The 25,928-nt window shown below is 61.4% G+C and carries 38 protein-coding genes; all 38 read right to left on the bottom strand.

Going from position 1 to position 25,928, the window contains the following annotated elements:
- Nucleotides 1–9: 9 nt before the first annotated feature.
- The 38 genes from D8767_RS08150 to D8767_RS07955 all read right to left on the bottom strand — a co-directional run bounded on the left by D8767_RS08150 (nt 10) and on the right by D8767_RS07955 (nt 25,921).
- On the bottom strand, nt 10–606 hold the full coding sequence (locus D8767_RS08150; RefSeq protein WP_232859868.1) for a tail assembly protein: 597 nt from the start codon (nt 604–606) through the stop codon (nt 10–12).
- Nucleotides 606–1,382: a C40 family peptidase gene (locus D8767_RS08145; protein WP_162998281.1), complete on the bottom strand. Its 777-nt coding sequence runs from the start codon at nt 1,380–1,382 to the stop codon at nt 606–608. The genes D8767_RS08150 and D8767_RS08145 overlap by 1 nt, the downstream gene beginning before the upstream one ends.
- The gene (locus D8767_RS08140; RefSeq protein ID WP_100413836.1) at nt 1,379–2,062 is read right to left on the bottom strand and encodes a phage minor tail protein L; all 684 of its coding nucleotides are present in this window, start codon (nt 2,060–2,062) and stop codon (nt 1,379–1,381) included. The genes D8767_RS08145 and D8767_RS08140 overlap by 4 nt, the downstream gene beginning before the upstream one ends.
- Nucleotides 2,063–2,069: 7 nt before the next feature.
- Entirely contained in the window at nt 2,070–2,408 is a 339-nt protein-coding gene (locus D8767_RS08135) for a phage tail protein (protein ID WP_100413835.1), read from the bottom strand.
- The gene (locus D8767_RS08130) at nt 2,408–5,599 is read right to left on the bottom strand and encodes a tape measure protein (protein WP_162998282.1); all 3,192 of its coding nucleotides are present in this window, start codon (nt 5,597–5,599) and stop codon (nt 2,408–2,410) included. Before D8767_RS08130 ends, D8767_RS08135 begins: the two co-directional genes overlap by 1 nt.
- A gap of 223 nt (nt 5,600–5,822) precedes the next feature.
- Nucleotides 5,823–6,179, bottom strand: a complete 357-nt coding sequence (locus D8767_RS08125) for a hypothetical protein (RefSeq protein ID WP_121757750.1) — start codon at nt 6,177–6,179, stop codon at nt 5,823–5,825.
- Nucleotides 6,180–6,241: 62 nt separating this feature from the next.
- On the bottom strand, nt 6,242–6,547 hold the full coding sequence (locus D8767_RS08120; protein ID WP_202982206.1) for a DUF4035 domain-containing protein: 306 nt from the start codon (nt 6,545–6,547) through the stop codon (nt 6,242–6,244).
- A gap of 14 nt (nt 6,548–6,561) precedes the next feature.
- Entirely contained in the window at nt 6,562–7,029 is a 468-nt protein-coding gene (locus D8767_RS08115; protein WP_100413833.1) for a phage tail assembly chaperone, read from the bottom strand.
- Nucleotides 7,029–7,499: a phage tail tube protein gene (locus D8767_RS08110; protein ID WP_100413832.1), complete on the bottom strand. Its 471-nt coding sequence runs from the start codon at nt 7,497–7,499 to the stop codon at nt 7,029–7,031. Before D8767_RS08110 ends, D8767_RS08115 begins: the two co-directional genes overlap by 1 nt.
- 8 nt (nt 7,500–7,507) lie before the next feature.
- Complete coding sequence (locus tag D8767_RS08105; RefSeq protein ID WP_100413831.1) at nt 7,508–7,855, bottom strand: DUF3168 domain-containing protein; 348 nt, start codon at nt 7,853–7,855, stop codon at nt 7,508–7,510.
- Nucleotides 7,856–7,859: 4 nt separating this feature from the next.
- On the bottom strand, nt 7,860–8,330 hold the full coding sequence (locus tag D8767_RS08100; protein ID WP_102059540.1) for an HK97-gp10 family putative phage morphogenesis protein: 471 nt from the start codon (nt 8,328–8,330) through the stop codon (nt 7,860–7,862).
- Entirely contained in the window at nt 8,327–8,647 is a 321-nt protein-coding gene (locus D8767_RS08095; protein WP_232859869.1) for a phage head closure protein, read from the bottom strand. The genes D8767_RS08100 and D8767_RS08095 overlap by 4 nt, the downstream gene beginning before the upstream one ends.
- Nucleotides 8,647–9,123 carry a head-tail connector protein gene (locus tag D8767_RS08090; RefSeq protein ID WP_102059539.1) on the bottom strand — a complete coding sequence of 159 codons (477 nt, stop codon included), beginning with the start codon at nt 9,121–9,123 and terminating at the stop codon, nt 8,647–8,649. The genes D8767_RS08095 and D8767_RS08090 overlap by 1 nt, the downstream gene beginning before the upstream one ends.
- Before the next feature lie 3 nt (nt 9,124–9,126).
- On the bottom strand, nt 9,127–9,516 hold the full coding sequence (locus tag D8767_RS08085) for a hypothetical protein (protein WP_102059538.1): 390 nt from the start codon (nt 9,514–9,516) through the stop codon (nt 9,127–9,129).
- A gap of 42 nt (nt 9,517–9,558) precedes the next feature.
- A complete protein-coding gene (locus D8767_RS08080; protein WP_102059537.1) occupies nt 9,559–10,773 on the bottom strand; it encodes a phage major capsid protein in 1,215 nt (404 codons plus the stop codon).
- 14 nt (nt 10,774–10,787) lie between these two features.
- Nucleotides 10,788–11,663 (bottom strand): head maturation protease, ClpP-related, encoded by an 876-nt coding sequence (locus tag D8767_RS08075; protein ID WP_102059536.1) that lies wholly within the window; start codon nt 11,661–11,663, stop codon nt 10,788–10,790.
- A 13-nt stretch (nt 11,664–11,676) separates the two neighbouring features.
- Nucleotides 11,677–13,074 (bottom strand): phage portal protein, encoded by a 1,398-nt coding sequence (locus D8767_RS08070; RefSeq protein ID WP_232859870.1) that lies wholly within the window; start codon nt 13,072–13,074, stop codon nt 11,677–11,679.
- Complete coding sequence (locus D8767_RS08065; RefSeq protein ID WP_102059534.1) at nt 13,074–14,771, bottom strand: terminase large subunit; 1,698 nt, start codon at nt 14,769–14,771, stop codon at nt 13,074–13,076. The genes D8767_RS08070 and D8767_RS08065 overlap by 1 nt, the downstream gene beginning before the upstream one ends.
- The gene (locus D8767_RS08060; protein WP_102059533.1) at nt 14,768–15,241 is read right to left on the bottom strand and encodes a terminase small subunit; all 474 of its coding nucleotides are present in this window, start codon (nt 15,239–15,241) and stop codon (nt 14,768–14,770) included. The genes D8767_RS08065 and D8767_RS08060 overlap by 4 nt, the downstream gene beginning before the upstream one ends.
- A gap of 105 nt (nt 15,242–15,346) precedes the next feature.
- Entirely contained in the window at nt 15,347–15,871 is a 525-nt protein-coding gene (locus D8767_RS29580; RefSeq protein ID WP_121757751.1) for an HNH endonuclease, read from the bottom strand.
- 13 nt (nt 15,872–15,884) lie between these two features.
- Nucleotides 15,885–16,217, bottom strand: coding sequence for an HNH endonuclease (locus tag D8767_RS08050; protein ID WP_121757752.1), 333 nt, complete (start codon nt 16,215–16,217; stop codon nt 15,885–15,887).
- Entirely contained in the window at nt 16,217–16,582 is a 366-nt protein-coding gene (locus tag D8767_RS29445; RefSeq protein ID WP_269805885.1) for a hypothetical protein, read from the bottom strand. Before D8767_RS29445 ends, D8767_RS08050 begins: the two co-directional genes overlap by 1 nt.
- A 57-nt stretch (nt 16,583–16,639) precedes the next feature.
- On the bottom strand, nt 16,640–17,122 hold the full coding sequence (locus D8767_RS08035) for an HNH endonuclease signature motif containing protein (protein ID WP_162998283.1): 483 nt from the start codon (nt 17,120–17,122) through the stop codon (nt 16,640–16,642).
- Between the two features lie 49 nt (nt 17,123–17,171).
- Nucleotides 17,172–17,384: a hypothetical protein gene (locus D8767_RS08030; protein WP_121757755.1), complete on the bottom strand. Its 213-nt coding sequence runs from the start codon at nt 17,382–17,384 to the stop codon at nt 17,172–17,174.
- A 49-nt stretch (nt 17,385–17,433) separates the two neighbouring features.
- On the bottom strand, nt 17,434–17,766 hold the full coding sequence (locus D8767_RS08025) for a phage holin, lambda family (RefSeq protein ID WP_121757756.1): 333 nt from the start codon (nt 17,764–17,766) through the stop codon (nt 17,434–17,436).
- 257 nt (nt 17,767–18,023) lie between these two features.
- Entirely contained in the window at nt 18,024–18,533 is a 510-nt protein-coding gene (locus D8767_RS08020; RefSeq protein ID WP_121757757.1) for an acyloxyacyl hydrolase, read from the bottom strand.
- 225 nt (nt 18,534–18,758) lie between these two features.
- On the bottom strand, nt 18,759–19,148 hold the full coding sequence (locus D8767_RS08015; protein ID WP_054881541.1) for an antiterminator Q family protein: 390 nt from the start codon (nt 19,146–19,148) through the stop codon (nt 18,759–18,761).
- Entirely contained in the window at nt 19,145–19,432 is a 288-nt protein-coding gene (locus tag D8767_RS08010) for a hypothetical protein (RefSeq protein ID WP_121757758.1), read from the bottom strand. Before D8767_RS08010 ends, D8767_RS08015 begins: the two co-directional genes overlap by 4 nt.
- Nucleotides 19,425–20,759, bottom strand: coding sequence for a site-specific integrase (locus tag D8767_RS08005; RefSeq protein WP_121757759.1), 1,335 nt, complete (start codon nt 20,757–20,759; stop codon nt 19,425–19,427). Before D8767_RS08005 ends, D8767_RS08010 begins: the two co-directional genes overlap by 8 nt.
- Nucleotides 20,756–21,100 (bottom strand): Lar family restriction alleviation protein, encoded by a 345-nt coding sequence (locus D8767_RS08000; RefSeq protein ID WP_121757760.1) that lies wholly within the window; start codon nt 21,098–21,100, stop codon nt 20,756–20,758. Before D8767_RS08000 ends, D8767_RS08005 begins: the two co-directional genes overlap by 4 nt.
- Nucleotides 21,097–22,479, bottom strand: coding sequence for a DnaB-like helicase C-terminal domain-containing protein (locus D8767_RS07995; RefSeq protein ID WP_121757761.1), 1,383 nt, complete (start codon nt 22,477–22,479; stop codon nt 21,097–21,099). Before D8767_RS07995 ends, D8767_RS08000 begins: the two co-directional genes overlap by 4 nt.
- Nucleotides 22,476–23,276: an ATP-binding protein gene (locus tag D8767_RS07990; RefSeq protein WP_121757762.1), complete on the bottom strand. Its 801-nt coding sequence runs from the start codon at nt 23,274–23,276 to the stop codon at nt 22,476–22,478. Before D8767_RS07990 ends, D8767_RS07995 begins: the two co-directional genes overlap by 4 nt.
- On the bottom strand, nt 23,257–24,021 hold the full coding sequence (locus tag D8767_RS07980; protein ID WP_177412717.1) for a helix-turn-helix domain-containing protein: 765 nt from the start codon (nt 24,019–24,021) through the stop codon (nt 23,257–23,259). The genes D8767_RS07990 and D8767_RS07980 overlap by 20 nt, the downstream gene beginning before the upstream one ends.
- Nucleotides 24,018–24,245: a hypothetical protein gene (locus D8767_RS07975; RefSeq protein ID WP_121757763.1), complete on the bottom strand. Its 228-nt coding sequence runs from the start codon at nt 24,243–24,245 to the stop codon at nt 24,018–24,020. The genes D8767_RS07980 and D8767_RS07975 overlap by 4 nt, the downstream gene beginning before the upstream one ends.
- Nucleotides 24,242–24,634, bottom strand: a complete 393-nt coding sequence (locus D8767_RS07970; RefSeq protein WP_121757764.1) for a hypothetical protein — start codon at nt 24,632–24,634, stop codon at nt 24,242–24,244. The genes D8767_RS07975 and D8767_RS07970 overlap by 4 nt, the downstream gene beginning before the upstream one ends.
- Complete coding sequence (locus D8767_RS07965; protein WP_121757765.1) at nt 24,631–25,398, bottom strand: BRO family protein; 768 nt, start codon at nt 25,396–25,398, stop codon at nt 24,631–24,633. Before D8767_RS07965 ends, D8767_RS07970 begins: the two co-directional genes overlap by 4 nt.
- Nucleotides 25,395–25,691, bottom strand: a complete 297-nt coding sequence (locus D8767_RS07960) for a hypothetical protein (RefSeq protein ID WP_121757766.1) — start codon at nt 25,689–25,691, stop codon at nt 25,395–25,397. Before D8767_RS07960 ends, D8767_RS07965 begins: the two co-directional genes overlap by 4 nt.
- Nucleotides 25,688–25,921 carry a hypothetical protein gene (locus D8767_RS07955; RefSeq protein WP_121757767.1) on the bottom strand — a complete coding sequence of 78 codons (234 nt, stop codon included), beginning with the start codon at nt 25,919–25,921 and terminating at the stop codon, nt 25,688–25,690. Before D8767_RS07955 ends, D8767_RS07960 begins: the two co-directional genes overlap by 4 nt.
- Nucleotides 25,922–25,928: the final 7 nt, after the last annotated feature.

The following is a 25,928-nucleotide window of genomic DNA, read 5'->3' as shown; positions in this document are numbered from 1 at the left end:
ACAACTCAATCAAGTCTGGTCTTCGGCATAGATACCGGCCGAGGCCAGGGCTCCACCTACGTCGCGCTCGCCGTAAAGCAGAGGCTTGCATCGTCCTTGAGCCGTGGTAGTCACTGCGCCCCCAAATGCATAGGACGACTTGTTGCCGTCGCCCTCATCGCCCAGCAAGCCCGCTGTCGACGGAGCCATGTTCATGGCCACCCCACCCAGCATCAAGCCGGCGCCGATTGCGGCCAGCCAATACTGCTGTGTGATCGCGCCGATGACGATCAGCGCAGCGCCAGCAATTGTTGCGAACAGTCCGCCAGACTTGCTGCCGACTACGATGGGAGCGATACGGATGTCATCGGTGCGGTTCGAGCGCATCTCAAGCTCGTTTTCCGCGACGTTATGCTTACCGCGGAACACAGCGAACTCCAGGCCGCGCTCGTGCCCTAAGCGCAGAAACCGCCGGAAGCCCGGTACCATCACACACAGCGCGTGGATCGCTTCGCTGCAGGAAGCAACCGCCAGGTGGTGAATCCGACCGAAGCGGGCACCCAGCACACCATAGAGCCGGACTGATACGACGGCCGGCAAAGCCGGGGCGCCTACTTGCATGGACATCAGGTTTCCTCCGGTGCTCGTTGGTGGCGAAGAATCATCACGGTGCGCTCAGCCCACATTCCGCCATAAACGTCGCGGGAAGATTTCTTGCCGTAGCGGTGGTGCAGGAATGTCCCGGGCGCGGCATGTAGGCCGGGCACGCTCGAAAGTAAGCCATCACCCAGGTAGACGCCGGCATGGTTAGGGGCTGCCGGCATGCTGCCCCCTTGAGCGGCGATCTGCATGACGACCAGGTCGCCCTTGCGCAAATCGCCTACCCTGTAGAACCCAGCCTCCTCGCAATACCGCTCGTAGAGGCTTTCGCCATCGTTCCACCAGCCGTCGCGCCGCGGGAAGTTCGGCAGATCGATGCCCCATTCCCGGGCGTACCAGTCGCGTACCAGGGCATAGCAATCGAGGATGCCGTGGTGAAACTCACGCTCCAGTAGTGGTGCCTCATAGCCCTCAGGCTTGATAGTTGCGGTATCGCCGCCAGGCCAACCCAGGATGAACCATGGCACGCCGTGCAGCTCGCAACTGACGCGATCGGCCATGCTTGGGGTTGCCAGTGCGTTCGGGTGGCTGTGCACGATCTCGACGACTTCGCCCCGGTCCTCGGCGGCGCACTGGTCCTCTGGGTTGATGATGAAGTGCTCGCTGGGCGTCTGGGCATCATTTCGGCATGGCACATAGACGCGCCTTCCGTTCTCGCGGATAACAACACCGCAACACTCGCGCGGGAATTCGGCCTCAGCGTGTGCCTGGACCTTTTTCAGCAAAGTCTTGTTCATGGTCATACCAGGCCAGCGCCAGGGACGCCGCCAAAAGGCAGTGGATTATTTTCGCCGAAGCGCTTCTTGCAATCGCTCAACCGGCCACCGCATCGATCAAGCGCTGGATCGTCCACCGGGTTGCCGTCAGCATCGAACATCGCCGAGCCGGTGTAGTTGCAGTCGGGCCCGCGGTACTCGCCCCACAGGCACCACTCACAACGATTCATGATCAGCCCGCCCGGCAGCATCTGTCCTTTCACCGAGGTAGGCGGAGCAAGGCCAAACACAATCTCCTGCCGGCCGATACTGGTGGGCACGTTGATATAGGAAATGTTCAGACGCTCCTGATCCCCTGCGTTCGGGTTTCCTCCGGGGAAGTTGGCCGCATCCAGATACCTGGCGTAAGTCTCGCGGACAGTTACCTTGATGCCCACCAGGTGCTGAAACTGGACACACAGAGCGGTGATGACGCCGTCCAGGTTCCCAAGCTTGAGCATCGGAGTGCTGGTGTTGCCCTCGGTGCCGCGCCCGAAGCCACCGACCTCAAACGGCCGAGGCTGGTAGATCTGTCCCTTCCAAAAGATGGGGCCGTTCAATTGGTGCGCGTGGTAGCGCAGAATGCCCATGCCCCGGGCTTCGCCATCCAGTTCCAAGAGCTGGATCAGGTCGCCGGGCTCAAGCTTCTGGTCATCAGCAGTGATCATGCGCACCTCATGGACTGAATACCTGTTGGAAAGTCGTGCTCAGGGTATAACGGCCCTTGCCGTGGCTTGCCGTTTGCCACCCTCCGGTGGTGATGTACCGCCCTTGCTCCTGCATAGGCGGCTTCCACAGGAAGCTGACAGCCCCCTTGTGGCGGGAAAAAAATGCCAGGATCGGCGCCAGGTAGGCTTCGGTGCCGGTAAATGAGACCTGGTACGACCCGGCCAGGTTGTTGATGCCAACCGAAAGCCGCTGGCTGTATCCGTTGTTGTACTGAGACGTCAGCACATTGGGCTGCACGTCGCCGCTAGAACCCACGCGCGGCGACCAGGTGAAGACTTCCGGCATTACCCATTCCTCCGATTGCTTGGATCGAGCAGACCGTTTTGCCCTTTCTCCTGGATGATCACGCCTCGCGCTACCTTGGGCATTTCCTCGCGGACAGTATTGAGCAGCGCCTGGCCCATAGCCTCGTAACCATCGGGCGCAGATACCGATCCACCAGATCCATCGCCTTTGATGTGGATGTTGATTTGGGGGGCAGCGGCGCCACCCCCAATCACGCCAGATGGCGAAAAGGACGCCAGCGCCGGCGATACTGAGCTACCGACGTATCCGCCGCTGGCAAAACCAGGCTTGCCGGTTCGGTTCAAACCGATCAGGTAATCCTTCATCCCTGGCTGGTCGACGACCTCCTTTCGAATCACCACCTCGCCGCCGTGCACCACCCCCTTGGGCTCAAACTTGCCGCCCGGGCCGGTGTACCCACCCTCCGAAAACCCTGCCAGAGACATACCGGCCACCATGCCGGCGTTCGCGTAGCCCGCAGCCAGCAGCGCGGCCCCCACTGGAATACCGCCGAGCACAGTCAACTCGGCAGGCGCTTTCGCTGCAGCGATCTGCGCGTTCATGATGATGGAGGCGACAGCGAAGGCCTTCTGAGCGATGAACAGAGCCTTGTAAGCCCCAGACTGCTCGCCAGCGATCTTGCCGACCATATCCGCTGCCTGCCCCGAGAGTTCGCTGAAGGTGCTGACGACAGCGACCTTGTACGAGTCCTGAATGGCAGACAGGCGCTCGTTGTTGGTCCTAGTGATGTCGGCAACTCGGTCCAAGTATTGCTGCTCGGCCGCCAGCCGCTGCTCGTTGGTGCTTTGCTGGTCCGCAAGGATCTGGTCACGCAGTTCGGCCTGGAGTGATAGCTGTTTATCGTGCCATTTCTTCAGCGCCGCTTCGGCCTCGGCGATCTTGATCAGTTCACCAGAAGCACCGGCAACCGACGCGTCGAGCCCGCCATACTCAGGCGCCTGGGTAATCGTCGCTTTCGAAATGGCGTCGGCGCCCGCACGGTACTGGTCGGAATTGAGCGTGCCGGCGCGGTTGGCCGTCTCCAGCACCTTCATCCGCTCGCGGGTAGTCGCTAGCAGTGCCTGCTCCTGCGACTGCAAGCTGCTCATGAGCGCGTCGTATTCTTTGCGAGCATTCAACGCATCCAGCTCTATCGCCTTGCCCTCCAGGCGCAGCTTGTTCTGCTGGCTCAACTGCGACAACTCGCCGTTGGCCAGGTCGTAACGAAGGCGACCTAACTCAGTCGTCTCGCCGTAAAGCGCAACCTGTTGAGTGAGGTTGGCCAGGGTCTGCTTGTAGGCGTCGTTCAGACGCTCGGCTTGTCGCTGGATATCCTCGGAGGCTTTTTTGGCCCGCTGCTGTGCCTCCTCGGATGCTTTGGCCGCCGCCTCCGAACCTTGAATGGCAGTAGCGAGGATTCGCCAGCCCTCAGCTGTACCCGGGTCAACCCCTTCGCGCTCGATCCGCCGGTTGATTTCGCCCAGAAGATCGCCGCCGTCGCGAACAGATTGCAGGCGCTCCACCAGGTTCTTGGTGTAACTGTTCCAGCCGTCGACCGTCTTCTGATCCGGGCCGGGCATGTTCTTCAACCCAGCGTTTGCGCCAGCCGCAGCAGCGGCAACGTCATCCAGCCGACCGCGCAGCATGTTGGCCACATCACCGTAATCGCCCGAGGCCTTGATTGCCTCCCCATACGCAGCCGCGGAGGCGTTGATGGCCTTCGTCATCTCCTCGTTCGGGCGGATGGCAGCGACAAGCTGCTGGGTGGCTGAATCAATGTCCTGGCCACCGGCAATACGTCGATTGAACTGAGCGACAGCGTGGTCGCGCTGGAATGGGTTTGCCCCGTAGGTGTCGCCCCATTTGTCATTGGCCTGGGACGACGCGCGAATCTCCCGCAGCGCCTTCTGTGCCGCCACCTGGGCGTCAGCTTGCTGCTGCAGGACGCCGTCCAGCTTGTAGCGAGCCTGCTCTTTGCCGAGCTCTGCAAACTCCTTGCGGAGCTCTTCAACCGGACGCTTGAGGTCGACGGTGGCCTTCCTGGCCTTCTCGCTGTTGTCACTAAACAGCAGGTAACTCGCCGCGACGGCGCCGATGGTCAGGCCAAGCCCGGGGAGCCCCCCCAGGGCAGCGAAGAGGCCTCTGCCTGCGCGAGCAGCAAGCGAGGTTGCAGAATTGTTTGCCGCTTGGGCGGCCGTTTGCGCGGCGGCCGCTTGAGCGTCCGCTAGACGTGCGATCCTAAGCCGACTAAGTGCAGCCGCATGAGCATCGGTGAACCTGGTAGCGGCAACCTGCGCCTCCGCCGCAATCGTCTCTGCAGCAGCGCGACGTACTGCCATCGAAGCAGCGTCAAGCTGAGCCGCGGTACGCCCAATTTCTGCGGATTGAGCGCTGCGAATTGCAGTTATTTGATCCCAGAGATCCTTGGTGAAGTCGAGAATCTTCCTACCGCCGTATGCTGCTCCAAGAGTGAGCGCCGAGGCGGCTAGAACGTCCATGTTCTCAGCAACTAACGTAATAGCTGCCGCTAAAACTTTCGTACTACCGGTTGTGCCATCCAACCCGCCAGCCCACGCCTGGAAGGAGTTGTTGACTGTTGTTATGGCCCCGCCAACCGAGCCAGGAAGATCCTTGAACTCTCCCTGAAGCGCACCTAGCTGGCTGATCAGAGCAGGGACGACTTTATCAATCGTAAGCAGACCTTGATCTGCCATCGCCTTCAAATCTTTCCGAGCAACCCCCATCCCAGTTGCCAGCGCTCGTATCACTCGATCGCCGTTTTCGTTGACCGAGTTGAATTCCTCGCCTCTCAGCACTCCCTGGCCAAGTGCTTGAGAAAACTGGGTAATCACAGAGGAGGATTCTGCGGCGCCTGCTCCAGATAGCTGCAGGCCAAGCGCTAAGGCTTCTGTTACGCCGAGCACGTCGCTTGAGGAATAGCCGAACTCGCGCATGGATGCGGAAGATCTGCTGAACAGGTTTGCGTTGTCGGCAAAGGCGGTACCAGTTCTTTGGCTGACCTCAAACAAGGCTTTCTGGCTTACAGTAAAGTCTTCGGTACTTGTGGATGCCTGCTTAAGCCTTGCGTTAACCTGGTTCCAACTGTCTGCCTGGTGGATCAAATTTCCGACTGCAAGCGCCCCTGCCATCGCACTTGCATAGCCACCGACAGACGATGTCAGGGACTGCATGGCCGTACTTTGTGCGCGAACCGCAGCTTCTTGAGACCTCCAAGAACTGACTGATTCCCGATTTCCTGACGTTATGGTCCGCAGATAGCTCTGTCCCATTCGCCCGGCCTTGGCCATCTCGCGCTGATAAGCGCTGGTCTCAGCGGACACACTAACGATCAGAGAGCGAAGAGTTTGCCCTGCCATGCCTTTCTCCAGACATTAAAAAGCCCGCCGAAGCGGGCTATTTGGTTCTTTCACTTTGTACAATCTCGTTGTCCTCATCGATGTAATATCTCCATCGATTCCGACAATCTGCATACACGACGATTTTATCTGGCGCTCGGCTCAGCTTCTCCGAAAGTCCAACGTACTCCACCTGGTCGCATCGAGTTTGTTTACCGGCCTTAAACAAAGCAGATCGCTCAACGCTCTTGATTCGTTCAATGCCAGAGTCGCCCCACAGCTGATAAGTTCGTGGGTAGCTTTCTCGCGTGTAGATAGAAAGAACAGACTCGTCAACAACAACCTCAGAGTCAGGCCTCTCAGAATTTCCACAGCCGTAGATTGCCAGCGGTAAAATAAACAGTAGTCGCTTCATGCTTCCTCCTTGGAAACCGGGGAATCTACCATGATGCACCATGACGAAAAAAACTCACCGCTCTAGCTTTCTACTGCTTTCGTCATCAGGAAGGCCTTGAACAGCTCTTCCCCTTCCTCCGGGGCCTGCTCAAAAGCTGGCTTTTCCGTCTTCCATTGAGGAAGCAGGTCCATCGGAGTCACCTTGGCGCCCTGGGCCTGCAGTGTCGAAGCAGCAACGATCGCAGCCTGGATGTCACCGCGCGCGTCACTCAGCGGCGACTCCTCGTTGTAGGCCTGCCAGAGGAACAGCTCCTCGGCGCTCATGCACTGCTTGAGATCCTGCAGAGTCATGCCCAGCCGGAGGGCCAGAGTCAGCATAAAGGCCAACTCTGGCTCCTCCGTTAGCCGTTTCCCGCCGCGTCAACCGGGTCCTGGGCGCCAGCGCCTGCCTCGACACCACTCAGCTCGAACGCCTTGCCCACCAGCCGGTCGTGAACAGGGCTGAAGGCCTTGGCCACGACCGGCACATCCTCATCTCCAAAAATGCGGGAGTGGGATTCGTCCAGCAGGGTGCGCGCCAGCACGAAGGCGTACAGCGGCGAGGAATCGATATCGACCAGGCGGGCAGCCGGGTTTTCGTCGGCACTCTCATCTGGCGCCTCACTGAGTCCGGCAGCGGCACGCGCCGCAGCCACTGCTGCCGCAGCACGGCGCCGGTACTCAGCCCAGTCGCCAGCGCTCAACGCCATCACCACGACCTTCGCGCCATCCCATTCCGGTACCTCAAGCGATTCATGCTTGAAGTTCCGGATCGGGTCGAGCGCCATCGCTCGCAGGCCCTGTGCGCCTGCAGTCTTTGCGCGGGCCATTACGGGGTCACCGGCGGGACGGTGAAGGTGACTCTGCCGGTGATGCGCACGTTGAAGGTACCGTTAACGGTGCCGTTGGGCGCGGCATCCCAGGTGAACTGGGTGACCAGGCCGAGGAACGTCGAGGACGTACCATCCTTGAACACCGACTTGAATGCCCGCGGCTCGCCGTCGTCGCGCGCGGTGCGCAGCACGGTCTGAGCTTCGTCATCCGCTTTCCAGTTGCCGGACATGCTGAAGGTACCGTTGTCGGCCAGACCAACAGTGAACTCCTTGGCCTCGCTGGCCAGGGTGGTTACCTCAATTTCGTCCGACTGGCCGCCCTGGAACTGAGGCTGCTTGATCGTTACCGACAGGTCGGCGTACTCCAGGCCGTCGGCGGCCGGGTCTAGCGTGGTGGTCTTGGAAACGCTGAGCTGGGTACCCTGCGTTTTCACGAACTTGGCTTTGGTTGGGTTCTGCGCGGCCATGGGGCCTCCTATGGTTGCAGGGTGTACTCCCAGCTCACGCTGAAGAGTTTGGTGTCATCTTCGAATTCGTCCGGCAGGCGATCGGCGCCGCCAGTGGTGAAATCTTCGCCGTCTATGGTCATGGCACTGAATGCTTCACCGGCCAGTGTCAGCGCCTGCAAATAGCTTTCACCCCATGCGGCGAGCTGAATGGTTAAGTCACTGGAGCCGTCCCAACCGGCCAGGGTGAATCCGGTGGAGCCACTGACCGTTTGGATCACCAGGCGCGGCTGAGCCGCCCCCTCAGGGGCAACGCCGAAAAACACGCGGCCATCGACAAGAGGCGACAGCCTGTCGATCAGGGATTTCTCGATCATGGGATTACCGCGCGGTGGCGTTGTCGATGCCTTCGGCCAGCTTGTCACTCACGGCCGCTTCGATTTCCGGCAGGCTCCCGTCCCAGGCCGGCCGAATGAACGGATGGGCCTGCATCTTGGAGGTGCCAAATTCCAGGAACTTCCAGTAGAACGGTGCCTCCCATTCCGTCGCGGAGGTCCGGCCCTTCTTACCGCGGCGCTTGAGGGCCTTGGACTGCTTGCCGTTGGGCTTCTTCACGCGCAAGCCAGCTGTGGCGCCGCCAGGCGTCTCGGACTGCTTCAGGCGCACAGCTGTGATGTTCTTCTTGAGCTTGCCAGTACGAACCGGCGTCGTGGCACGAGCTTTGTCCCTGGCAACTCGGGCGCCAGCCATTACGGCATCACGCACGATCTTGTTGCCCGTGGCTTTAGCCAAGCGCTCGAAGTCGGCCTGTAAATCACCCAGGCCGACGACAGTCAATGATCCATTGCTCATGTTGGCTTCACCGTTTTGCACATGAGTTTGAGCATGTCCCGCTGGTTGGTGGGCAGCGGGGCAATGATCTCGTAGGTAACCTCTTGGTGAACCAGGTGCTGTCCGGCTATCACGTCCTTGCGGTACCGAATGTTTATCTCAGCACTGACCGTGACCTGCATCTGTGACGCAGCCTCGTACATGCGCCCCGATGGGATGTTGATTTCCGCCCAGATCATGCCTAAGTCGCCCCACACCTTTGAGGGCTGACCCAGGGCGTCCTTGCCATCTATGAAGCCGCGGCGCATACAGCGATGTCGCATCGGTCCGGCACGCATCAGACACCCATCCGGATGCGATACGGCATCAACAAGTGCTGCGAGGCCAGCGGCAGCTCGGCAGCGATGGTTCCTGTCACCACCTCCTCGCGATTGGCGAACAGATGGCCCAGCTTCAGCAGGCAGGCAGCCTGGATCGCAGGGTTGAGCACCATGCCGTAGGCGATGGCGTCCGCCTGGTCGTATGCGTCGGCCAGGGCCTGGCGTGCGTGCTCAAGCAGGCGGCAGCGCAGGGCGTGGTCTTGCTCCGCCTCAGCAACCTCTGTCGCCGCAGCATTCGCGCTCTTGGCCGCCTGCAGCGCGCCGTGCACACCTGTGCGGGCGGCGTCGAGCGCGACCTGATCCAGGTAAAAGCGGCGATTCAGGAACTTCATTGCCGCCTCCTCGGCCGCATCAAGCTGGGCTTGCACAAGATCCAAGTCTTCAGAGTCAGCCCGCAGATGATTCATGGCCGCATCAAGTGCGATCACCGGCATGGGTTACTCCTCGGCCTGAGCTGTCTCGCCGCCAGCGATCAGTCGCTCGGCTTCAGCGGTGGCTTCTTCCTGGTTTCCGGAGAAATCGCCAACCTGGTTGCCTTCAGCGTCCACCACAACGTACTTGCCTGCGCCCTTGTGCTTCGGCTTGAAGGCGGCGACTGGCTGAGTAATCGGCAAGGTGACGGCGCCCAAGCTGCCGGTGGTCAGCACGCCCGAGCCAACTGCGTCGTCCTGCGAGATGGTCAACACCACCTCGCTTTCCGAGTCGTCCAGTTCGGCATAGCCCTTCTGGATCAACTGGCGCCCGTGCTGCTCGATGGTCTCGAAGGGCGTGCCCTCCACCAGCGTTTGGCCACCCAGGTACAGAGGTTTCAGGGTTTTCAGCTTCATGAATGCCTCCAGGGCCGCATCTTGTGCGGCCCTCACATTGGATTACGGAGTGACCGGGGCGGCGAACTCGCCGAAAATGAACGCTTCCGGACGCTTGACCGCCAGCGCGGCGCGCTCTTCACAGCGGATCGAGATCAGGTTCTTCTCGAAGTCGTCAGCGTTTTCGGTCGAAATCACCACGTTGGCGTCTTCACGGTCGAACAGCTGAGCGCCAGTCTGGAATGCGCCGGTCAGGAACTTGCCCAGGAAGGCGGCGACCTCGGTGGCCACCACTGGCAACCCCCACAGCACGGGGCCAGCCAGACCCAGCGGGTTGGCGAGGATGTAGCGACCCAGCGTGTCCTTGGTCAGTTCGATCTTGGCCCAGTCCATGAAGTGCAGGACATGACCGGAAGCCGGCAAACGCGCCAGCTGGGCTTGCAACATCGCCAGGCGGAGATCATCGATGCCCGACCGATTCTCCACCTCGAATGCAGGGACATATTTCGAGGCCTGGGGGACGATGCCGTGCAGGTGCACGCCAGTGCCGTCACCGAACAGGATCTCCTGCTCCTCGACGTACTTGAGGCCATAGCGCATTTCGACGTCGATGGTCGAACCCAGCTGGGCAAAGTCGTCCAAGATTTGCTTGGAGGCCTTGAACATGTGGGCAATGGTTGAAACTGCGGTGAGCTTCGAAGCAAATTCGATGCCCGAGTACGGCTTGGGGGTGCCCTCGGCCACGACCTTGGCGGCGTTGGTGAAACCGGTCTGCTGCACCCAGAAGATCGCCGGGGCGGTGGTTCGGCCCGGGGCGATCAGGTCGCGGATGAACAGGCGCTGCTTCGGCGCGGCGTCGATACCGGGCAACCGCTGAGGCTCGACGATGCCGGCGGGAACATCGGTGGACAGCAGGGCGGCGCTGACCGGAATGTTGACGCGCTTGCCGCCCTCGATGCTGGCCGCGAACTGTTTGAGCGCTTCGCTCTTGATCACCACGCCCCCGAGGCTGTCCTGGGTCTGCGGGGTGCCAGCCGAAGGCAGGCGCGCGAACTCCTGTTCGAGCTCGCCCAGCTGGGCTTTCAGCTGCTTCTCGGCTTCGGTCAGGCTGTTGAACTTGGTCGCCAGCTCGTCGACGGCGTTCTTGGTTTCTTCGGAAAGGCTGCCGGCCTTCTTCGCCTCGGCCAGTGCGTTCTCGGCCTGCTTGCTGAAATCGCTGGTGGCCTGCTTCAGCTCGGCGGAAACCTGCTTCAACAGGTCAGCGGTATTGTCTGCCATGGAATCTTCTCCGGTTACTTGAGGGCTGCTGCCGAGAACCGCGACATCGCGGCTTGTAGATCGGCAAAGTGGATGGCCAGATCGGCCTGGTTGTCGGCAGCGCTGCGCGTACCGGAGGGGGCAGCGCCAGGCGTACCCCCTTTGAGTTCTTGAATCAGGGACCGCCGCTCGGAGCGGGGCATGCCCTGTTTGGCCAGGATTGTGTCGAGGCGTCGCGCCGCGACCTGCTGCGACGCAATGGCTTGCGGGTCTTCCTGGGCCGCATCCGATGGGAGCAAGCCGTCAGCGAAACCAGCATCGACCGCCGCACTGCCACCCATCCAGGTCTCAACGTCCATCAGGGCGCGCATCGCTGCGGCTTCATCGCCCGTCCTTACCGAGTAGATGTCGGCCAGGGTCGCGTCGATCTGGTCGAGGAAGTCTGCGACTTCGGTGAAGTCGTTCCGGTCCCCAGCGGCGATAGTCCAAGCGTTGTGGATCATCATGAAGCCGGCTCGGGCGATCTGGATTTCGTCACCGGCCATGGCGATGAACGACGCGGCCGAGGCAGCCAGGCCAAGCACCTGAACGGTTACCTTGCCCTTGTGCTCGCGCAGCAGGTTGTAGATCGCCAGGCCCTCGAAGACATCGCCGCCTGGGCTGTTGATCTTCACGGTGATGTCTTTGTCGCCGATGCTGCGAAGTGCGGCACTGACGCGCTTGGCGGTGACGCCTTCGCCGGTCCACCAGTCCATGCCGATCGGGTCGTACATGGTGATGGTGGTGGAGTCGTCACCAGCTGCCGCCTTGATCGCTGGATTCCAGCGCTCCATGGCCTTGGGCAGTAGGTCGGATTCGACGCGCGCGTGCGGCCGCACCGCCGGCGCCGCCGGTAGTGTCTTGAGAGTCATGGGTTACTCCAGGTCAGGCCGCTTTGAGCAGCGGCATCGATATCAGCGCGTGGGCCATCATTGGGCCGTCCGGGTTTCCTGCTTCCAGAGCTTGAGACGCCAGATCGACGGCCTTGTTGATGGCCTCTCGGTCGTCGTTGTTCCGCGCCGAGACCAGCCGAAGCATGAACGCCGAGGCCGCCGGCGAGACGCCTGCGCTCGGCTTCCCGAGCTGGTCCAATGGCACCAGTGCGGATTGCACCGTGTACGTGTCGCCGCCCGGGATCGGTGGCAGGTTCTCCAGCCGACGAACCTCGTTGCGGGACATCCAACCGTTTTGCAGCGCCGTGTTGTACCAGGCCCCGCGGCCGGCGCTGTCCGCTCGCAGCAGACCTTCCACCGCGAACTCCGCAAAGTAGTCGTCGGCATCGGCCTCGCCGATCAGGCAGCGAGTGATCTCCTGCTCGATGTTGACCAGTAGCGGCCGCAGGCTGTTGGTGAGGAAGTGCAGGTTTTGCGCCTCAACCGATGCAGCCCAGCTGGACTGCTTGTCCATGTGGCCGACCATGAAGGGTGGCACGCGGAACCAACGGCACATTTCCTCGATCCCGAAAGACCTGGATTCCAGCATCTGCGCGGCCTCAGGGTTCATTGTGATGCCCTGGTACTTGAAGCCGGCCTCCGCCACCATGATCTTGCCGGCGTTCTTCGAACCCATGAACGCCTGCATGCTGGCCCGAAGCTGCTCGCGCTGCTGCGGCGTGATCTTGGTGTCGCTGCTCAGGATGCCGGACGCCTGCATGCCCTGTGCGAACACTTTCGCCGCTGCTTCCTCGATCGCCATCGCTGAGCCGAAGATCTCGCGCCCGGTGGTGACCGGCAGCATCCCGCACACCCCGTCCAGGCCAAAGCCGCGGATGTGCATCAGGTTCTTCTCGGGAATGTCGCGGTCCACGCCATCCTCGTTGTAGGTGTACTTCAGGCGCCCGTTGTCCTGCCGCTTCACCCTCATGGACTGGGGCAGAAGCGGCACCAGGGCGATGATCCGGCTGCCGATCATCTTCTTCTCGACGAACGCATTGCCTCGCAGGCAGATGCTTGCCACCACCAGCAGCATGAAGCGCTGTGGGGTCATCTCGGCGTTCGGGATGCGGCAAAGCACACGAAACAGCGGATGGTCTTTAGCGACCTCGCGTGATCCGTCGGGAAGGCGCCGGTAAAGCTTGAGCGGCAGCGTGGAGACGGATTCGGACAGCAGTCTCACGCAAGCCCACACCGTGGACAGCTGCATGGCCTTGTCGACCGATACGTGCTTTCCAGATGCGGAGCTGCCGAACCACTCTTGCCAAAATGCCCCGTCCTTTAGGCCAATGGGAACCCCGAGCCAGTTTTGCAGCGCAGCCTTCACCCGGCCCGGTTTCTTGTCGGCCATCAAATTCCTACCATGATCGGGTTATCAAAGAAGCCCTGGAGATCACCAGAGCCTTCCGGGTTCAGCGCCATCAGCGAAACAGCATCGAATGTCGACATCAGCGGGTCGATCTTCGCCGAGCCGCTGGCCTGCTTGGTGATGGTGATGGCATTGCCTTGCGGGACGACACGGGCATTACCGACGCACCAGTTCATCAGCGCGCTGCCGCAGTGGACCAGCTCGCCCCCGGCCACTTTGCGCTCGGTCGTCTTGATCGCGCCGTTGAGCTTCCAGCCCTGCGAGATGGCCACGATCTGTTCCATGGTGATCCCGCGCTCTTGGGTGGTGAGCTCGTCGACGATGTCGCCGATACCGGCAGAGTCCACACCGATTGCCAGCTTCTCCGGCAGCAGGCCGCGGTCCCTGATGTCGCAGATGATGTCGGCTACCTGCTGGACATCATCTCCTGGTCGATCAACGACGGTCAGATCGCCCGCCTTCTCGAAGTCCCTCAGCGCGCTGGCGATATCCTTCCGCCGTTCGAACACGATGTTGTGCGCCCAGGCGTGCGCCCAGTGGAGCCATTGGCGAGTGAAGGGCTCGCGACCGAGCACGGTCAGGCCGAGCAAGTCGTCAAGGCCGCCGCCGTCGATCCCCACCGTAACCACTTCAGAGCGCTGCAGCAGACTCTCCAGAGTCAGGCCAGCCTCGGCTCCCGCTTCCCAATGATCAGCGCCCGCCCAGCGGTCCGACCGCAGGTCCAGCCCGATTTCGACGTTGAGGTGTTTTGCCAAGAAACCGCGAATTGCCCCCTCGCCCTCTGCCTGCGCCTCCTGATACTTCTGCTCGATCACCTCCTGATCGACAGAAAGCCCCCAGTTGGGGTTGGTCACATGGGCGTTTGCCAGGTCACGATGCTCGTTCCGCTCGATCATCTCTTTCGGGAACTCGTAGATCACCGGCAGGAAGCGCCGGTCCTCGATCTCCCCGTCACGCACTTTGCGCGCGTAGTCCAGCTTGGCCTTGAAGGCGCCGGCCGGCGGCTCATCAGACTGGGTGGTGCAGTAGAAAACGAACCCCTCTGGGCGTGACGCCAGGCCGCCGGTGGCCTCGACCAGCATCTTCGCCGACTTGGCCTGCTTACCGAACTCCCAGAGCTCGTCGATGAACACACCAGTCGCTTTCTTGCCAGTGACAGTGGCCGAGTCGGCCGCCACCACCTTCAGGTTTGCCTTGTTCAGGTTGTCGGTGACGATCCGGTTGTATTCCTGCACATGGAACCTGGCCTGCAGGTCTTCGTCCGCATCGATCATGTCTCGGATCGGTTTGAAGGCATTGTCAGCCGCTTCCTTCGTCGGCGCCAAGATCAGGAACTCGCCAGAGGGCCGGGTGTTCAGGATCAGGGCCGTGAGCATGATGCCCGCGGCGATCGTCGACTTGCCGTTCTTCTTGCTGACCATCAGGAAGTAGTTGGTGATCAGCCTGCGGCCGGCGTCGGCGTCATACGCGCCGAAGAGCGCGGCCACAACGTCGAGCACCCAGCTGCGGCAGGTATCCCCCATCAGGGGGCTGCCGTCGGCATCAACCATTCGAAGGTTGCAGAACACGTCGAGAGCATCTTCTGCCTGCTCGGGGAAGATGGGCTCCACCGGCACGAGTGCCTGGCCACGGACGATCCTGCTCTCCCAATCTGGGCACGCGGTTGTCCACTTCTTCATTTGACGGCCTTCAAGTGGCGCTCACGCAGCCCGAAGCGGTTGCCGCTGGCTCCCACCTTCGCCGCTTCTTCGAGCTTCTGTTCCTTTTTGCCCATGCCGGACTTCTTGCCGTGAAAGTACGGGAGCGCCGACTGGGCGGCATTGCGCCGATCAAAGATCTTGGCCTGGGGATCGTTCATCAGCGCCAGCAGCCAAACGAGCGGATCGTCGGTGTTGGGCAGGTCGACCAGGTCGCCCGACTCTTCACCCGGCGGGTCGGCCTCGAAGGCCTCTCGCTCTGGCGCAGGCTTAACATTTCGGGGCGCCTTTAACTTTTCCAGGGCTGCAACAACGTCAGGGTCTTTGGCGAGTCGAGAACCTGCTGCCGAAGCGCTGCCCGCCGCGTATCCTGCGGCCTCTGCCGCTTCGCGATTCGAGGCACCAGCAGCCTTGGACTCGACAAAACGGCGCTTTTTCGATGTTAACGCCATTAACAAAAACCTCTGAAACGGGAAAAAAATTCACGCGTGCGGGGACGGGTGGTCTGGAAGCGAAAAGCTCCGAACTCTGAGGGCACCCCTCCCTCTTGCTGCACGTCACTGGCGTGCTTCCATCGCAGAATTCAGCGGCAGGCAACTCCAGGCCCTTCCGCTGACGAGATGAGGGATGTAATCGCGGCACACCCCAAACTCACGAGCCAGGTCTGCACTTCGCTCACCAGATCCATGCCGGCGCCTGATCTCGATCACTTGCTTGTCTGTTAGCTTCCTGCGCCTTGATCGCATGCCAGGCCCAAGCGTCCCGTGCCTGATGGCGTCAGCCGTGTTCTCGAGCCTCGTGCCCCACGCCAGGTTGCCAGGGCGGTTGTCCAGTGAGTTTCCATTCAGATGCCTGGCTTCATGTGCAGCGGACGGTGGTAGCCCGCCATACGCCTTGAGTACTAGCCGGTGAACCTCAAAGCGATGGCGCTGCCTCTTGCCACCAACCTTGACGCCCAGCGTCACAACCTTGTAACCACCCCGCACCCTGGACTTGATAAGCCTTTCTTCGCCCGACCTTACAGACACAACTTCCCCGTCCTCGGTGGCGAAGTAGCCATCAAGGTCCGGTATGGGTTGCATTGTCTTTCCTGGGTTAGAAGCCCTGGGCTTCCTCTTTCTGTTTGGTCGAACTGTGGCAATGGGTGCACAGCGACACCCACTGGCTGCGGTCCCAGAAGATCTTCATGTCGCCGCGATGTGGAGTGCTGTGGTCAACGACAGTCGCCGCAGTGATACGCCCCTCACGCTGGCAGTACACACACAAGGGGTGCGCCTCGAGCCAGCTGGCCCGTGCCACTTGCCACTTGTACCCATAGCCGCGCTGGGCGGCTGTCCCCTTGGCCGTCCGCCATGAGTCGGGGTTGACCGTAGCCAGCCTTGATGGCTGGGCCTGCATGCTTGGCTTGAGAGAGGTGAGCCTGGCCATCACTGACCACCTTGAATGGGAGCGCCGCTCAGGTAGTTCAGCTGCGGCGTATCGTCATCCTGTGTTTGGTCATAAGCCAGCGCTTCGATCAGCGCCAGGTTCTGGGTTGCGATCTGCTCGAGCAGGGCGGTCTGCTTCTGCTGCTCGGCCAGCACGTCGCTGAAGCTAGGTTGCAGCTGAGCTGTGATGCCCGCTTCAAGCACAATCAGCTCACAGTTCAGTCGATCCGCCGTTCCCGCCAAGTGCTGAGTCAGTCGCTCCCGCACCTCGGCTTTGATCGGGAACGGAACGTTGATCACCAGAAGGTCGCCCTTCTTCGGGTTCAGCTTCTGGATTTGTTCGGAATAGGCTTGCTGCTCGCTCATACGCCACCTTTGTCCATTTCAGCGCCCACTCACGATGTCTCTTGCAGGTGGGGCAAGTCATTGAGAGGCCTCCGCAGAAAAAGGGTGATGGCGCCGCTTCGCTTCAAGGTAAGCGACCTCTGCCATCTCTTTATCTTTGAACCGACCTATGTTGATTCGCTTACCCTGAGCGCTCAGTTGAGCCCTCCAAGTCTGCGTCTGCTTATCCCAGGTAATCCCTCGAACGCCGCTGGCGCCAGGCCGACGCTTGCGCATGTTCTGTAGGTTTTCATGACGCCTCAGCGCACGCAGGTTAGAGAGCCGATTGTCATCCCTCTCGCCATTGATGTGATCAATGTCATGCGCAGGCCATACCCCATGAGTAAGTGCCCAGGCGACTCGATGCGCGTAAAGATTCACGCCATCCAATCGAAGCTTGAGATAGCCGTTTGGGCTCTTCGCGCCTTCGATCCTTCCCATGGCTCGCACTGAAAGACTTCTGATCACCCCTGAATCCGCGTCATACGTGAATTCTTCTCTCAGCCTGTCGATCGCAATCACTGCTCGACCTCCATCCATTCGCACCGGGCGGCGCATCCACTACGGGCCATCACATGCCACGCCGAGTCAGGCCGTAGACCTCCAGCGCGCCGGCAATCTGCTCGCCTTCCGTACGATTGATGGTACGAACCACCTCGACGCAAGCGGCAGTGTTGGCTTCCATCTTGATCGTGATGGATGTGATCTTCGATGGGTCAAGGCCTAGCACCTGGCAAACCGTTTGGCCAAGCTCCTGGCCAAGGATCAGGGGTTTCTTTTCCATGATGATTCCTCGCGCCACAAAACGGCGCACGTTGAATTTGTGGCGCGGATTACTCTGGCTTGCGACTTGGCAACCTGATGTCGGTCACTCGATCAGCAATGGCACGGACCTTCTCGACGCCAAGCAGGCCAACCCATCCACCAACGAAGGCAGCCATGCTCTGCGGTAAGCCGAAGAACTCGAAGCCGCTGATGATCGTCAGGGTCAGGCCGCCGCATATGGCGCCCTCCACCAGCATCTGCCGGCGAGTGCCGCCACCGTAAGTGATGCGCAGCACAGCCATGGCGCAGGAGAGCCCGGCCGCATACAACAGGGGCGAATGCTGGCTCAACCACGCAAGGGCAACCGCCCAGGTGTCTGGTTTGTCTGGCATGTTGGACATCCGGGTTCCTCCCTTGCGGGAAGCAGAAAAAGAAAAGGCCCGCCGTTATGGCGAGCCCTTGGAATGGGTGCGGAGGGCCGGTGCTTCCCGGCTTAACGGTCTGGATCGCTGGGTCACGTACCCCAGACTCTCATCGCGTAGCCGATCAGGGAGCGCACGGCTTTGATCGACGCCACTACCGACTTAGCCCAGCTGCCTGAGCGTGTCATCCGCATAAAAAAGCCCGCACAGGGCGGGCAAAGAGGGATCGTGCTTTTTTAAATCTGGTAGCTGTAGAACAGCGAGTACGACTCGATACCGTCGTTGGGCTGCTTAATGCCAGCGTTGGAGTAGTGAATCGCTCGGATGCCAACCTTCTGCGTCTCGCCGATCTTCAAGCCCGCACCGATGCGGTCTTCGAAGTTGAAGGCCGAACCAAAGTCCTGGTCACCTGCGGACGTACCAGAGAAGACCGCCAGGCCGATGCCAGCCTCAACGAATGGCTTCACGTTACCGCTGCCGAACTCGTAAACGAAAACTGGCGCAAAGGACAGCGAGTGAGCGCCACCGGAAGCATCTCCTGCTTCCCAATAGGTATACCCAGCATCCCAGTAACCGGTTAGACGGCCAGTACTGGATTCAAACCAGCTTTTGTCCCAGTTAAAGCCAATGCCGACGCGCGCTGTAAGACCACCTTGGCCTGTCGCGCCAAGCGCTCCGGATAGCTCAGCCGCTCCGGCGGACGCAGCGAAAAGGGAAAGCGCCACAACGGCGAGAACGTTTTTCATACGCACGGTCTTCCATGTTATTGAGTAGCAACCTATCAGAATCATAGCGCTATCAAATCGTTCCCTCATACAAGAAAAATGCTTTTTCTGGAGGGCTACCTGAATCGAAGCCCCTCAAAAACACAAAACCCCGACACGATGGCCGGGGTTTGTCTGTGTCGCGTAACGTTGCAAGCTGGACACGCTGCTATGAAAACAGGTGTTTATCCGCCCGCATAGAACTTTTTACGCAGCCTCTCGAATTTCTTCAAGGGCGCAGTCGATCCATGCAACGCCAGCCTTGATGATCTCCCGGGCCTTGCGCTCAGACATGCCCGCCTCCCGACCGACCCTCATTGCCGGATGCTTGTAGCCGTAGTATGCCCACACGAAGTCACCCATCTGCTGGTTACGCTTCACCAGCTTGGCCACGGCGCGGTCAACCACCAAGGCCAGATCGTCTGTGATCACATGCTGTCGTGCGCCGCCCACGGATGGGACGTTGTCCCGCATGAGCGCGTAGAGTGGCGAGACATAGCGCGGCACTCCCATCTCACACATACGCCAGAACCCCCACTGCTCGAGCATGTACTCTGTATCGCCCAGCGCCTTGTCCACGTAGGTTCGTTTCTTCATGCAGCCCTCCGGGGCGTTGGGTCAGTGTCCAGGCCAAACAGTTCGCGCAGCAGCTTGTCAGCGTGTTTGTTCTTGGCGTTGCCTTCGGTGATCCAGCCCTTGGCGAATTGTTCGAAGCCCACATTGGCGCGCGCGGCGTGCCAGTCAGCCACGATGTCCATCAGGGCTGCCGAAGCGATCCGGCCGTTGTTCTGCTCCAGCAGCATGCGATTGCCCACCTTGAGGAACTTGCACTCCACGGCGGTCATGCTTTTGCGCGGCAGTGCCGCAGTTACCTTACTCATTCCCGTCTCCCGGCTTGGAATCTTGATCGTGCATCCTCCCTTGGGATGGATGCTGTGAGGTGCTGCAACCCGCGCCGTTAGTGGCGTCATCAGCTACAGGCCCGGTTTTCTGTCCCGGCAATGTCTCGGTGTGAATGGCGGCGAATCCCTGCCCGTCGAGGTGCTTGTGCCAGGCCTCCAGCGCCTGACGTTTCAGCCCTTCGGCCGTGGTGTGGATGTAGGTGGCGTCGAGATCCTTCATGGCGTGGTTCAGCAGTAGCTCGCCCACCATGTAGTCCACGCCGAGGTCGGTCCACGCGGTGCGGGCCACCTTGCGCAGGTCGTGGCTCGACCACTCCCCCTTGGCCAGATCGGTGAACAAGGTGTTGGCCTTGCTCGGGCTCAGCGGAGCACCGTGGCTGCCCGGGAACAGCAGCAGGCCGGTGTAACCTTGGGCAGCCTGAAGGCGCTGGTACCGGCGCAGTAGTGCACAGGCCTGGGTGGTCAGCGGCAGCGTGTGCTCGGCCTTCGTCTTCGTGTCACCCGCCGGAATGAACCAGCGCCCCGCTTCAAGGTTGATGTTGCGCCAGCGCGCCAGCCGGGTCTCGCCCAGGCGCGAACCGTGGCACAGCATCATCAAAGCCAGCATGCAGCCCGCCGGCTCCACCTCGAAGCGCTCGGCCACTACCACCAGCAGGACCGGCACATCATCCCCACGCAGTCGCGCCGGTCGCGGCCTGATCCGGGTCCGCACGAAGTCGGTGAACTTCAATGAGGCCATGGGGTTGGCGGGCAGCATGTCCAGACGCAGGGCCTGGCGGAACGCGACAGAAAGCACGCCGTAGACCGAACGCACGAAGGACAGGGCATAGCGCTCCTGCAGCGGCCACATCAGGCGCTGGTCGATCGCCTGCTTATTGGTCTCGGCCAGCAGCAGGTCGCCCAGGCGCGGCACCAGGTGGCGATCCAGCGCCGACTTGGCACTGGCCTTGCGCTTGGCGGACAGGCCTCGATCACGGTTCATCCGGTCGCGGTACCACGCCAGCACGTCGCCCACCGTGGTCCAGCTAGTGGTGGTGGACTTGGCGTCGGCATCGGCGGCACGGCGGGCCAGGATCGCCGGCAGCGTGGCGAGCATGGTCTTGGTGTTGATCCCCGGGTAATCGCCAGCCTTGCCCCAACGCCCGCGCACTACGACGTGCCAGGCGCCACGGGAGCGATCAACCGTCGAGAACCGGAACCGCAGCTCGCGGTGACGGGTATCGCGCAGCTGGAAGACCTGGCCAGCAGCGTGCCGGCGTATCTCCGCATCACTGAGGGTGACGGTGAGGGTCTTGGTGTCGCTCATGCGTCCCTCCTCGGCCACAGGTTCAGGCCTTTCTGATCGCCAGCGTCGTAGCAGGCGCGGGCCTTCGCGTGGCGGTTGTTCCAGCTCTCCACGGCGATCCGCATTACATCCACCACCTGCAGGTCGTACAGGTGCTCGAACGTGCCCAGGGTCAGCGTGTCGATGTTCGGCCCCTGTGCGCCGCAGTCGTGGCACCAGACGTGCGCCGAAACCATCGGGAACTCGTCAGAGGGGTCGAAGGTGTGACCCTCGGAGATTTCGGTACCGGCTTCATCCTTGGCGGTGATGCAGGGCGGCCCTTCGCAGAATGGGCAGGGCGCCATCTTGATTGGCTCAGTCACAGGCCAGCCCCCTTGTAGCGCTGGGCGTAGCTGCCACGCCCAGCCTCGACCTCATCATCACTGGGCAGTGATCCGGCGTAGGTTGCGAACCGGCCATACTGCCCTTCCTGCTGAACGATGCAGCTGCCAACCCGCGCATGGCGACACTTGGTCATCAGGATCTCGGTGAGGCCGTTCTGGCCCTCCTCCGTATCCATGTCCCGGTGCACCATCAGGATGCAGCTGGCGTCGGCCTCGATCTCACCGGAGTCGCGAAGGTCGCTGGATTGGGGCTTCTTGCCGGGGCGCTTGGTCGAGTCACGGTTCAGCTGGGCTAGTTCAATGACCGGGATAGCCATTTCCTTGGCCAGCTGCAGCAGGGCCTTGCTGATCTTTCCCACCTCCTCGGAACGAGATCGGCCGCCACGCTCGCTGCGCACCAGGGTCAAGTAGTCGACCACGATGCCGGCCAGTCCGTGCTCGCGCTGGCACTGCCGAGCCGTGGCGCGAATGGTGGACGGCGTCTGCACCGGGTCGTCACAGACGAATAGCGGGGCTTCCAGGGCCAATCCTACGGCGCCGCTCATCCTGGCCCAGTCGTCTTCGCGCATCTGGGCTGGGTTGTCCAGCTTGTGCAGCGCCACCCCTCCCAGCGAGGCGATAGCGCGCAGCCCCAGCTCTTCGCCAGGCATTTCGATGGAGAACACCAGCCACGGCTTCCGCTCCTTGACGGCGTTGTGCTGGGCGATCTGCAAGGCCAAGGTGGTCTTGCCACTGCCCGGCAGGCCGGCGATTACGGTCACCTTCTTCGGGCGAAGCCCCTGGGCCAGCTCATCCAACTTTTCGAGCCCCGTCGATGGCCACTTCGGCGCCACGCCTCGGTGCTTCTCGTCCACCAGGTCGGCGGCGTCTCCCATCCATTGGTCCAGGCGCTTGTAACCCTTTGCCTCCCCATCAAGGTTGCGCAGGTCTGCCATGGCCTGCTGAGCTGCAGCAATTACTTCGCCGGTAGGTGCGCCGGCCTGCACCATTTCCTGCGCGCCGCCCGCCACGTCCAAAATTCGGCGGATCACGCCCCACTCCTTGACGTGCTTGGCATAGGCCTTCCAGTTGGCCAGCGAAGGCACCTTGCTGGCCAACTCAGCGGCATAGGCCAGAACGTTGCCGCCACCCGGGAGCAGGCGTTGAACCGCCCCCAAGGTCACCGGATCGATGGGCATGGCTTGCTCGCGGCACTCGAGCATGGCTTCGAACAGGGCCGCATTGTCGGCGTGATAGAAGTCGGCTGAGGTCATCTGGCCGAGCATGTCCTCGACCAGGCCCACATTCTGCTGCAGCGAAGCGTGAATCACCGCGCCGAGCACCCCGTGTTCAGCCTCGTCGCTGTAGAGAGCCCTCATGCCGCAGCCCTCTTCGATTCCCAAGTGAACCCGACTTGCTGGCCGCCGTTCTGGCGCAGGCGGTCAAGGGCACGATCGCCGATGTAGGATTTGAGGCCGTCAGCGCTCAAGTTGCTGATCACCACAGTCGGGAGCACCGCCTGATACCGGCGATCAATGATGCTGTGCAACAGGCCCAGCTCATACTCGCTGCCCTTTTGAGCGCCGACTTCGTCGATCACCAGCAGGTTCAAGCTGCCAAGGTGCAGCACCACGTCGCGGTCGGTATAGCCGGAGTTCGGCACCATCGAGGCACGGGCAATGCCGATGATGTCGCCCGCCGGGATGATCAGAGCCTCAGCGTGATCTGCCACCGCAGTACGGACAATCGCGCTAGCCAGATGCGTCTTCCCGCAACCGACATTGCCGGTCAGCAGCAGGGAGCGGCCAACCCGGAAGTTGGCCGGGAACTGCTCGGCATAGGCCTGGCACTTCGCCAGAGCCCTGTGCTGCGGCTCCGTCTCGGCGCGGTAGCTGTCGAAGGTGGCGCCAGCAAAGCGCGGGGTGATCCCGGCAGCGATCAGCGCTTCGCTGGCTTTCTCAGCCTTGTGCTGGGCATTTGCCAGGGCGCGCTCTGCCGAGTCGCGGGGGCTGGTATGCAGGGCCTCCCAAGCGCAGCGCTTGCAGCCACGCGCCAGCATCGAGCCGTCCAGCTGCTCGACTTCGGTCATGTCGACATCGCCGTGGGTTGGGCATTGACCGGCAAAGATGCGCTTGGCCGGGGTGCGGTGGAAAAGATCAGAAATTTGCACGGCCATCGTGGCTCTCCTGGTACATGTCGGGTGTGTGTTGCGGCAGGTCGTTGAACGACCCGGGGCGGGCTGCGCCAGCGGCGGGTTGCAGAACGTCGTGCCAGCGCTCGCCGTTCAACCAGGTGGCGGCGTTCGGGATGTACTGGCCACCTTCCTTGGCCCAGTCGCGGGAAGCGCAGTGGTTGGCCAGGGCGGCGATCATGACGGCCTGCAGCTCGGCGCCAGGGCTGAGCTTGTTCCAGGCCTTGAGGGCGTCCTTGCGGCTTTTCTTCTTCGGGTACAGCTTCCAGAACTGGTCAAATGCAGCGTCCACTTCCGCACCAGAAGCACGTAAGTCTTTAACCCTCTTTGTATTACTCATAGGTGTATTACTCCCCTGCGTGTTTTCCGAAGGGGGTTCATCGCCTTTTCCGAAGGGGTTCACAGCGTTTTCCGAAGGGGTCTTCGGTTTATCGAAGGGGTTGGTAAGGCGGATTCGGCGCTCGATGACACGCTTGCCTTCGCGGATTTGCTCAACCTTGATCAAGCCGCGCTCAGCCAGTCCGCTGATGATCTCGGAAACCCGAGATACCGACAGTCCGAAGAACGCTGCGAAGTGCGCGTTAGTGGCGTAACAGCCGCGCACGTCATCCTCGAGGCTGCTGATCTCCACCAGCATCACCTTCTCGTTTGTCGACAACGAGTGATCCAGCCAGAGAGAGGCCGGAATCCATACGCCCTGAAACTTGCGCGGGATACGCTCCTGGCTCACAGGTCAAGCTCCTTTGTGACACGGCGCACGAAGGCGTCGTAGCTCTCGGCCATCTCGAAGCCGCTGTCTTCCATCGCCTGCCGTCCAGCCTTGGCCAGTTCGTAGATCGTCCAGCGCTCGCGCTCTGGAAAGCCTTTGAACTGGGTGTAGGTTGGCCAGGGGCCGTTGATGATCGTTGCGCTACTACGCTGCGCTGGGGCCTGGCTTAGGATGGTAGTGGTCATTGCAGCGTCTCCCCGATTGCGTTGATGCGCCGAACCGGGAGCGCCGGCCGGCTGCTTGCCGGCGGCATGTCGTAGACGCTGGCATCCGGACCAAGCAGCATCCTGATCGCCGTCTCCATGCGACGCTTGGCGGCGTTCTTGGCCTGCCGCGCACGGCAGTACAGGTCGTACGAGTCGGCCGTGTAGGCGATCACCGGCGCATAAGCGGGGTTTCCCGGATCAATGCGCCGCCGCTTGGGGTCAGGTTCCCCTGTCGCCTGAAAGAACGCGGTGTACTCACCGTTCAGGCGATCACGAAGCCGCCGCATATGGGCCTGAGCCTGGTAGAAGTCCACCGCGCGCTCGGCCACCAGCTTCGTCAGCTGGGCCTTGGTCAGGTTCTTCTTCATTGGCTCACCTTCCCGGTCAGCCGGAACCGGCCGTTGAAGTAGGGGTGGCTGGCCTGGGTGGTGTTGACCATCTCGCACTCATCGACGAAGCGCTTGAACGCCGCAGTGACAAGGCTCTTCGTCCAGACCAGGTACTGCGAGCCCTTGGCGTCTTCGTGACCATTACGGACCATGCCGGCAGAGTTGGGCTGATGCGGCCACTCCTTCAGCACGTAGTCGACAACGGCGCCCGACAAGCCATGACGCGCCAGCATCGCGGCCTTGATGCCGGTGAGCGACAGGCAGTTCTGCGGGCAGTGATCCCAAACCATTGTCTGGCTGAGGTCGGCAACCTGCCGCTCAACACGATCGAGGGCGACCTGTTGCTGGGACTGACGGCGCTCCAGGTCAACCATTACCTGAGCATGCGCGAGAGCCTGCTCAGCAGGTGTCAACTGCCTCTGGTAGCTACCTGTCTTTCGGATTGACGGGATGACTTCGCCAGCCACCCAGATCTGCAGAGGAAGTGCGCCAGGCTTGTCGGATCTACCCAAGAAGAAGTAGAGGCCCTGCTCGCTCAGCACGGCCATCTGTTGGCTGCCGGAGGGGGTCACAACGGATGTGACCCCCCTCCACAGTTCGGGTACGTGCTCAATGCGACTGGTGCCGTTCCAAACGTACCCCAGCTGCTCGGCAACGTCCTTCGCTACAAACCATGGCTCGCCAAGAGCATCGGTAACTACGCGAACCGGTGCTCCTTTAAAGCTGAAGGGGACCAGGTTCATGCCGCACCTCCCACATCCTTCGCTTCATGGAAGGCAGCCGCGTTGCGGTGAGGCCACATAAAGTTTCGCGTGTCGAAAACGACGCGCTCGAACAGGCGCTCAAGTTCGCCGGCAACTGGATTGTCGAATCCGCCGAGCGAGGGCACGACATGCGCCCAGTACAAGGCTTTGATCAACTTGAATGATTCGCGGGCTTCGTTGAAACGCGCGATATCCGCTGCGGTGAGGGTCACGTCGTGGACGATCTCACCATGCAAGCCATCTGGCTGCCACACCGGGACAATATGGTTCATTGGGGGATCTCCAAGTCCGTAGCCATCTGACAAAACTCACGGTGAGCCGCCCAGGCGATTACTCGCATAGAACGGATGATGCCGTCCTCGCCACGTTCGCCGATCATTGCTGGGTGTTCGCCTGGGTCGGCGTCCTTGAAGCCGCCGTTGTGCTCAAGCACCTCGGCGAGGATCGCCAGCAGCTCAAGCCCCTCCTCTACGCGCTTGGCGGGGGAGGAAAACTTGGTCATGGGATGG

Source organism: Pseudomonas sp. LTGT-11-2Z (genome assembly GCF_003691445.1).
Lineage (GTDB): Bacteria > Pseudomonadota > Gammaproteobacteria > Pseudomonadales > Pseudomonadaceae > Aquipseudomonas > Aquipseudomonas monteilii.
This window is presented reverse-complemented; position numbering and strand designations above follow the sequence as displayed.

Coding starts and splice junctions, on each gene's coding strand:
- D8767_RS08150 (WP_232859868.1), bottom strand. CDS start 606: ATGTCCATGCAAGTAGGCGCCCCGGCTTTGCCGGCCGTCGTATCAGTC.
- D8767_RS08145 (WP_162998281.1), bottom strand. CDS start 1,382: ATGACCATGAACAAGACTTTGCTGAAAAAGGTCCAGGCACACGCTGAG.
- D8767_RS08140 (WP_100413836.1), bottom strand. CDS start 2,062: ATGATCACTGCTGATGACCAGAAGCTTGAGCCCGGCGACCTGATCCAG.
- D8767_RS08135 (WP_100413835.1), bottom strand. CDS start 2,408: ATGCCGGAAGTCTTCACCTGGTCGCCGCGCGTGGGTTCTAGCGGCGAC.
- D8767_RS08130 (WP_162998282.1), bottom strand. CDS start 5,599: ATGCAGTCCCTGACATCGTCTGTCGGTGGCTATGCAAGTGCGATGGCA.
- D8767_RS08125 (WP_121757750.1), bottom strand. CDS start 6,179: ATGAAGCGACTACTGTTTATTTTACCGCTGGCAATCTACGGCTGTGGA.
- D8767_RS08115 (WP_100413833.1), bottom strand. CDS start 7,029: ATGGCCCGCGCAAAGACTGCAGGCGCACAGGGCCTGCGAGCGATGGCG.
- D8767_RS08110 (WP_100413832.1), bottom strand. CDS start 7,499: ATGGCCGCGCAGAACCCAACCAAAGCCAAGTTCGTGAAAACGCAGGGT.
- D8767_RS08105 (WP_100413831.1), bottom strand. CDS start 7,855: ATGATCGAGAAATCCCTGATCGACAGGCTGTCGCCTCTTGTCGATGGC.
- D8767_RS08100 (WP_102059540.1), bottom strand. CDS start 8,330: ATGAGCAATGGATCATTGACTGTCGTCGGCCTGGGTGATTTACAGGCC.
- D8767_RS08095 (WP_232859869.1), bottom strand. CDS start 8,647: ATGCGTGCCGGACCGATGCGACATCGCTGTATGCGCCGCGGCTTCATA.
- D8767_RS08090 (WP_102059539.1), bottom strand. CDS start 9,123: ATGCCGGTGATCGCACTTGATGCGGCCATGAATCATCTGCGGGCTGAC.
- D8767_RS08085 (WP_102059538.1), bottom strand. CDS start 9,516: ATGAAGCTGAAAACCCTGAAACCTCTGTACCTGGGTGGCCAAACGCTG.
- D8767_RS08080 (WP_102059537.1), bottom strand. CDS start 10,773: ATGGCAGACAATACCGCTGACCTGTTGAAGCAGGTTTCCGCCGAGCTG.
- D8767_RS08075 (WP_102059536.1), bottom strand. CDS start 11,663: ATGACTCTCAAGACACTACCGGCGGCGCCGGCGGTGCGGCCGCACGCG.
- D8767_RS08070 (WP_232859870.1), bottom strand. CDS start 13,074: ATGGCCGACAAGAAACCGGGCCGGGTGAAGGCTGCGCTGCAAAACTGG.
- D8767_RS08065 (WP_102059534.1), bottom strand. CDS start 14,771: ATGAAGAAGTGGACAACCGCGTGCCCAGATTGGGAGAGCAGGATCGTC.
- D8767_RS08060 (WP_102059533.1), bottom strand. CDS start 15,241: ATGGCGTTAACATCGAAAAAGCGCCGTTTTGTCGAGTCCAAGGCTGCT.
- D8767_RS29580 (WP_121757751.1), bottom strand. CDS start 15,871: ATGCAACCCATACCGGACCTTGATGGCTACTTCGCCACCGAGGACGGG.
- D8767_RS08050 (WP_121757752.1), bottom strand. CDS start 16,217: ATGGCCAGGCTCACCTCTCTCAAGCCAAGCATGCAGGCCCAGCCATCA.
- D8767_RS29445 (WP_269805885.1), bottom strand. CDS start 16,582: ATGAGCGAGCAGCAAGCCTATTCCGAACAAATCCAGAAGCTGAACCCG.
- D8767_RS08030 (WP_121757755.1), bottom strand. CDS start 17,384: ATGGAAAAGAAACCCCTGATCCTTGGCCAGGAGCTTGGCCAAACGGTT.
- D8767_RS08025 (WP_121757756.1), bottom strand. CDS start 17,766: ATGTCCAACATGCCAGACAAACCAGACACCTGGGCGGTTGCCCTTGCG.
- D8767_RS08020 (WP_121757757.1), bottom strand. CDS start 18,533: ATGAAAAACGTTCTCGCCGTTGTGGCGCTTTCCCTTTTCGCTGCGTCC.
- D8767_RS08015 (WP_054881541.1), bottom strand. CDS start 19,148: ATGAAGAAACGAACCTACGTGGACAAGGCGCTGGGCGATACAGAGTAC.
- D8767_RS08010 (WP_121757758.1), bottom strand. CDS start 19,432: ATGAGTAAGGTAACTGCGGCACTGCCGCGCAAAAGCATGACCGCCGTG.
- D8767_RS08005 (WP_121757759.1), bottom strand. CDS start 20,759: ATGAGCGACACCAAGACCCTCACCGTCACCCTCAGTGATGCGGAGATA.
- D8767_RS07995 (WP_121757761.1), bottom strand. CDS start 22,479: ATGAGGGCTCTCTACAGCGACGAGGCTGAACACGGGGTGCTCGGCGCG.
- D8767_RS07990 (WP_121757762.1), bottom strand. CDS start 23,276: ATGGCCGTGCAAATTTCTGATCTTTTCCACCGCACCCCGGCCAAGCGC.
- D8767_RS07975 (WP_121757763.1), bottom strand. CDS start 24,245: ATGACCACTACCATCCTAAGCCAGGCCCCAGCGCAGCGTAGTAGCGCA.
- D8767_RS07970 (WP_121757764.1), bottom strand. CDS start 24,634: ATGAAGAAGAACCTGACCAAGGCCCAGCTGACGAAGCTGGTGGCCGAG.
- D8767_RS07965 (WP_121757765.1), bottom strand. CDS start 25,398: ATGAACCTGGTCCCCTTCAGCTTTAAAGGAGCACCGGTTCGCGTAGTT.
- D8767_RS07960 (WP_121757766.1), bottom strand. CDS start 25,691: ATGAACCATATTGTCCCGGTGTGGCAGCCAGATGGCTTGCATGGTGAG.
- D8767_RS07955 (WP_121757767.1), bottom strand. CDS start 25,921: ATGACCAAGTTTTCCTCCCCCGCCAAGCGCGTAGAGGAGGGGCTTGAG.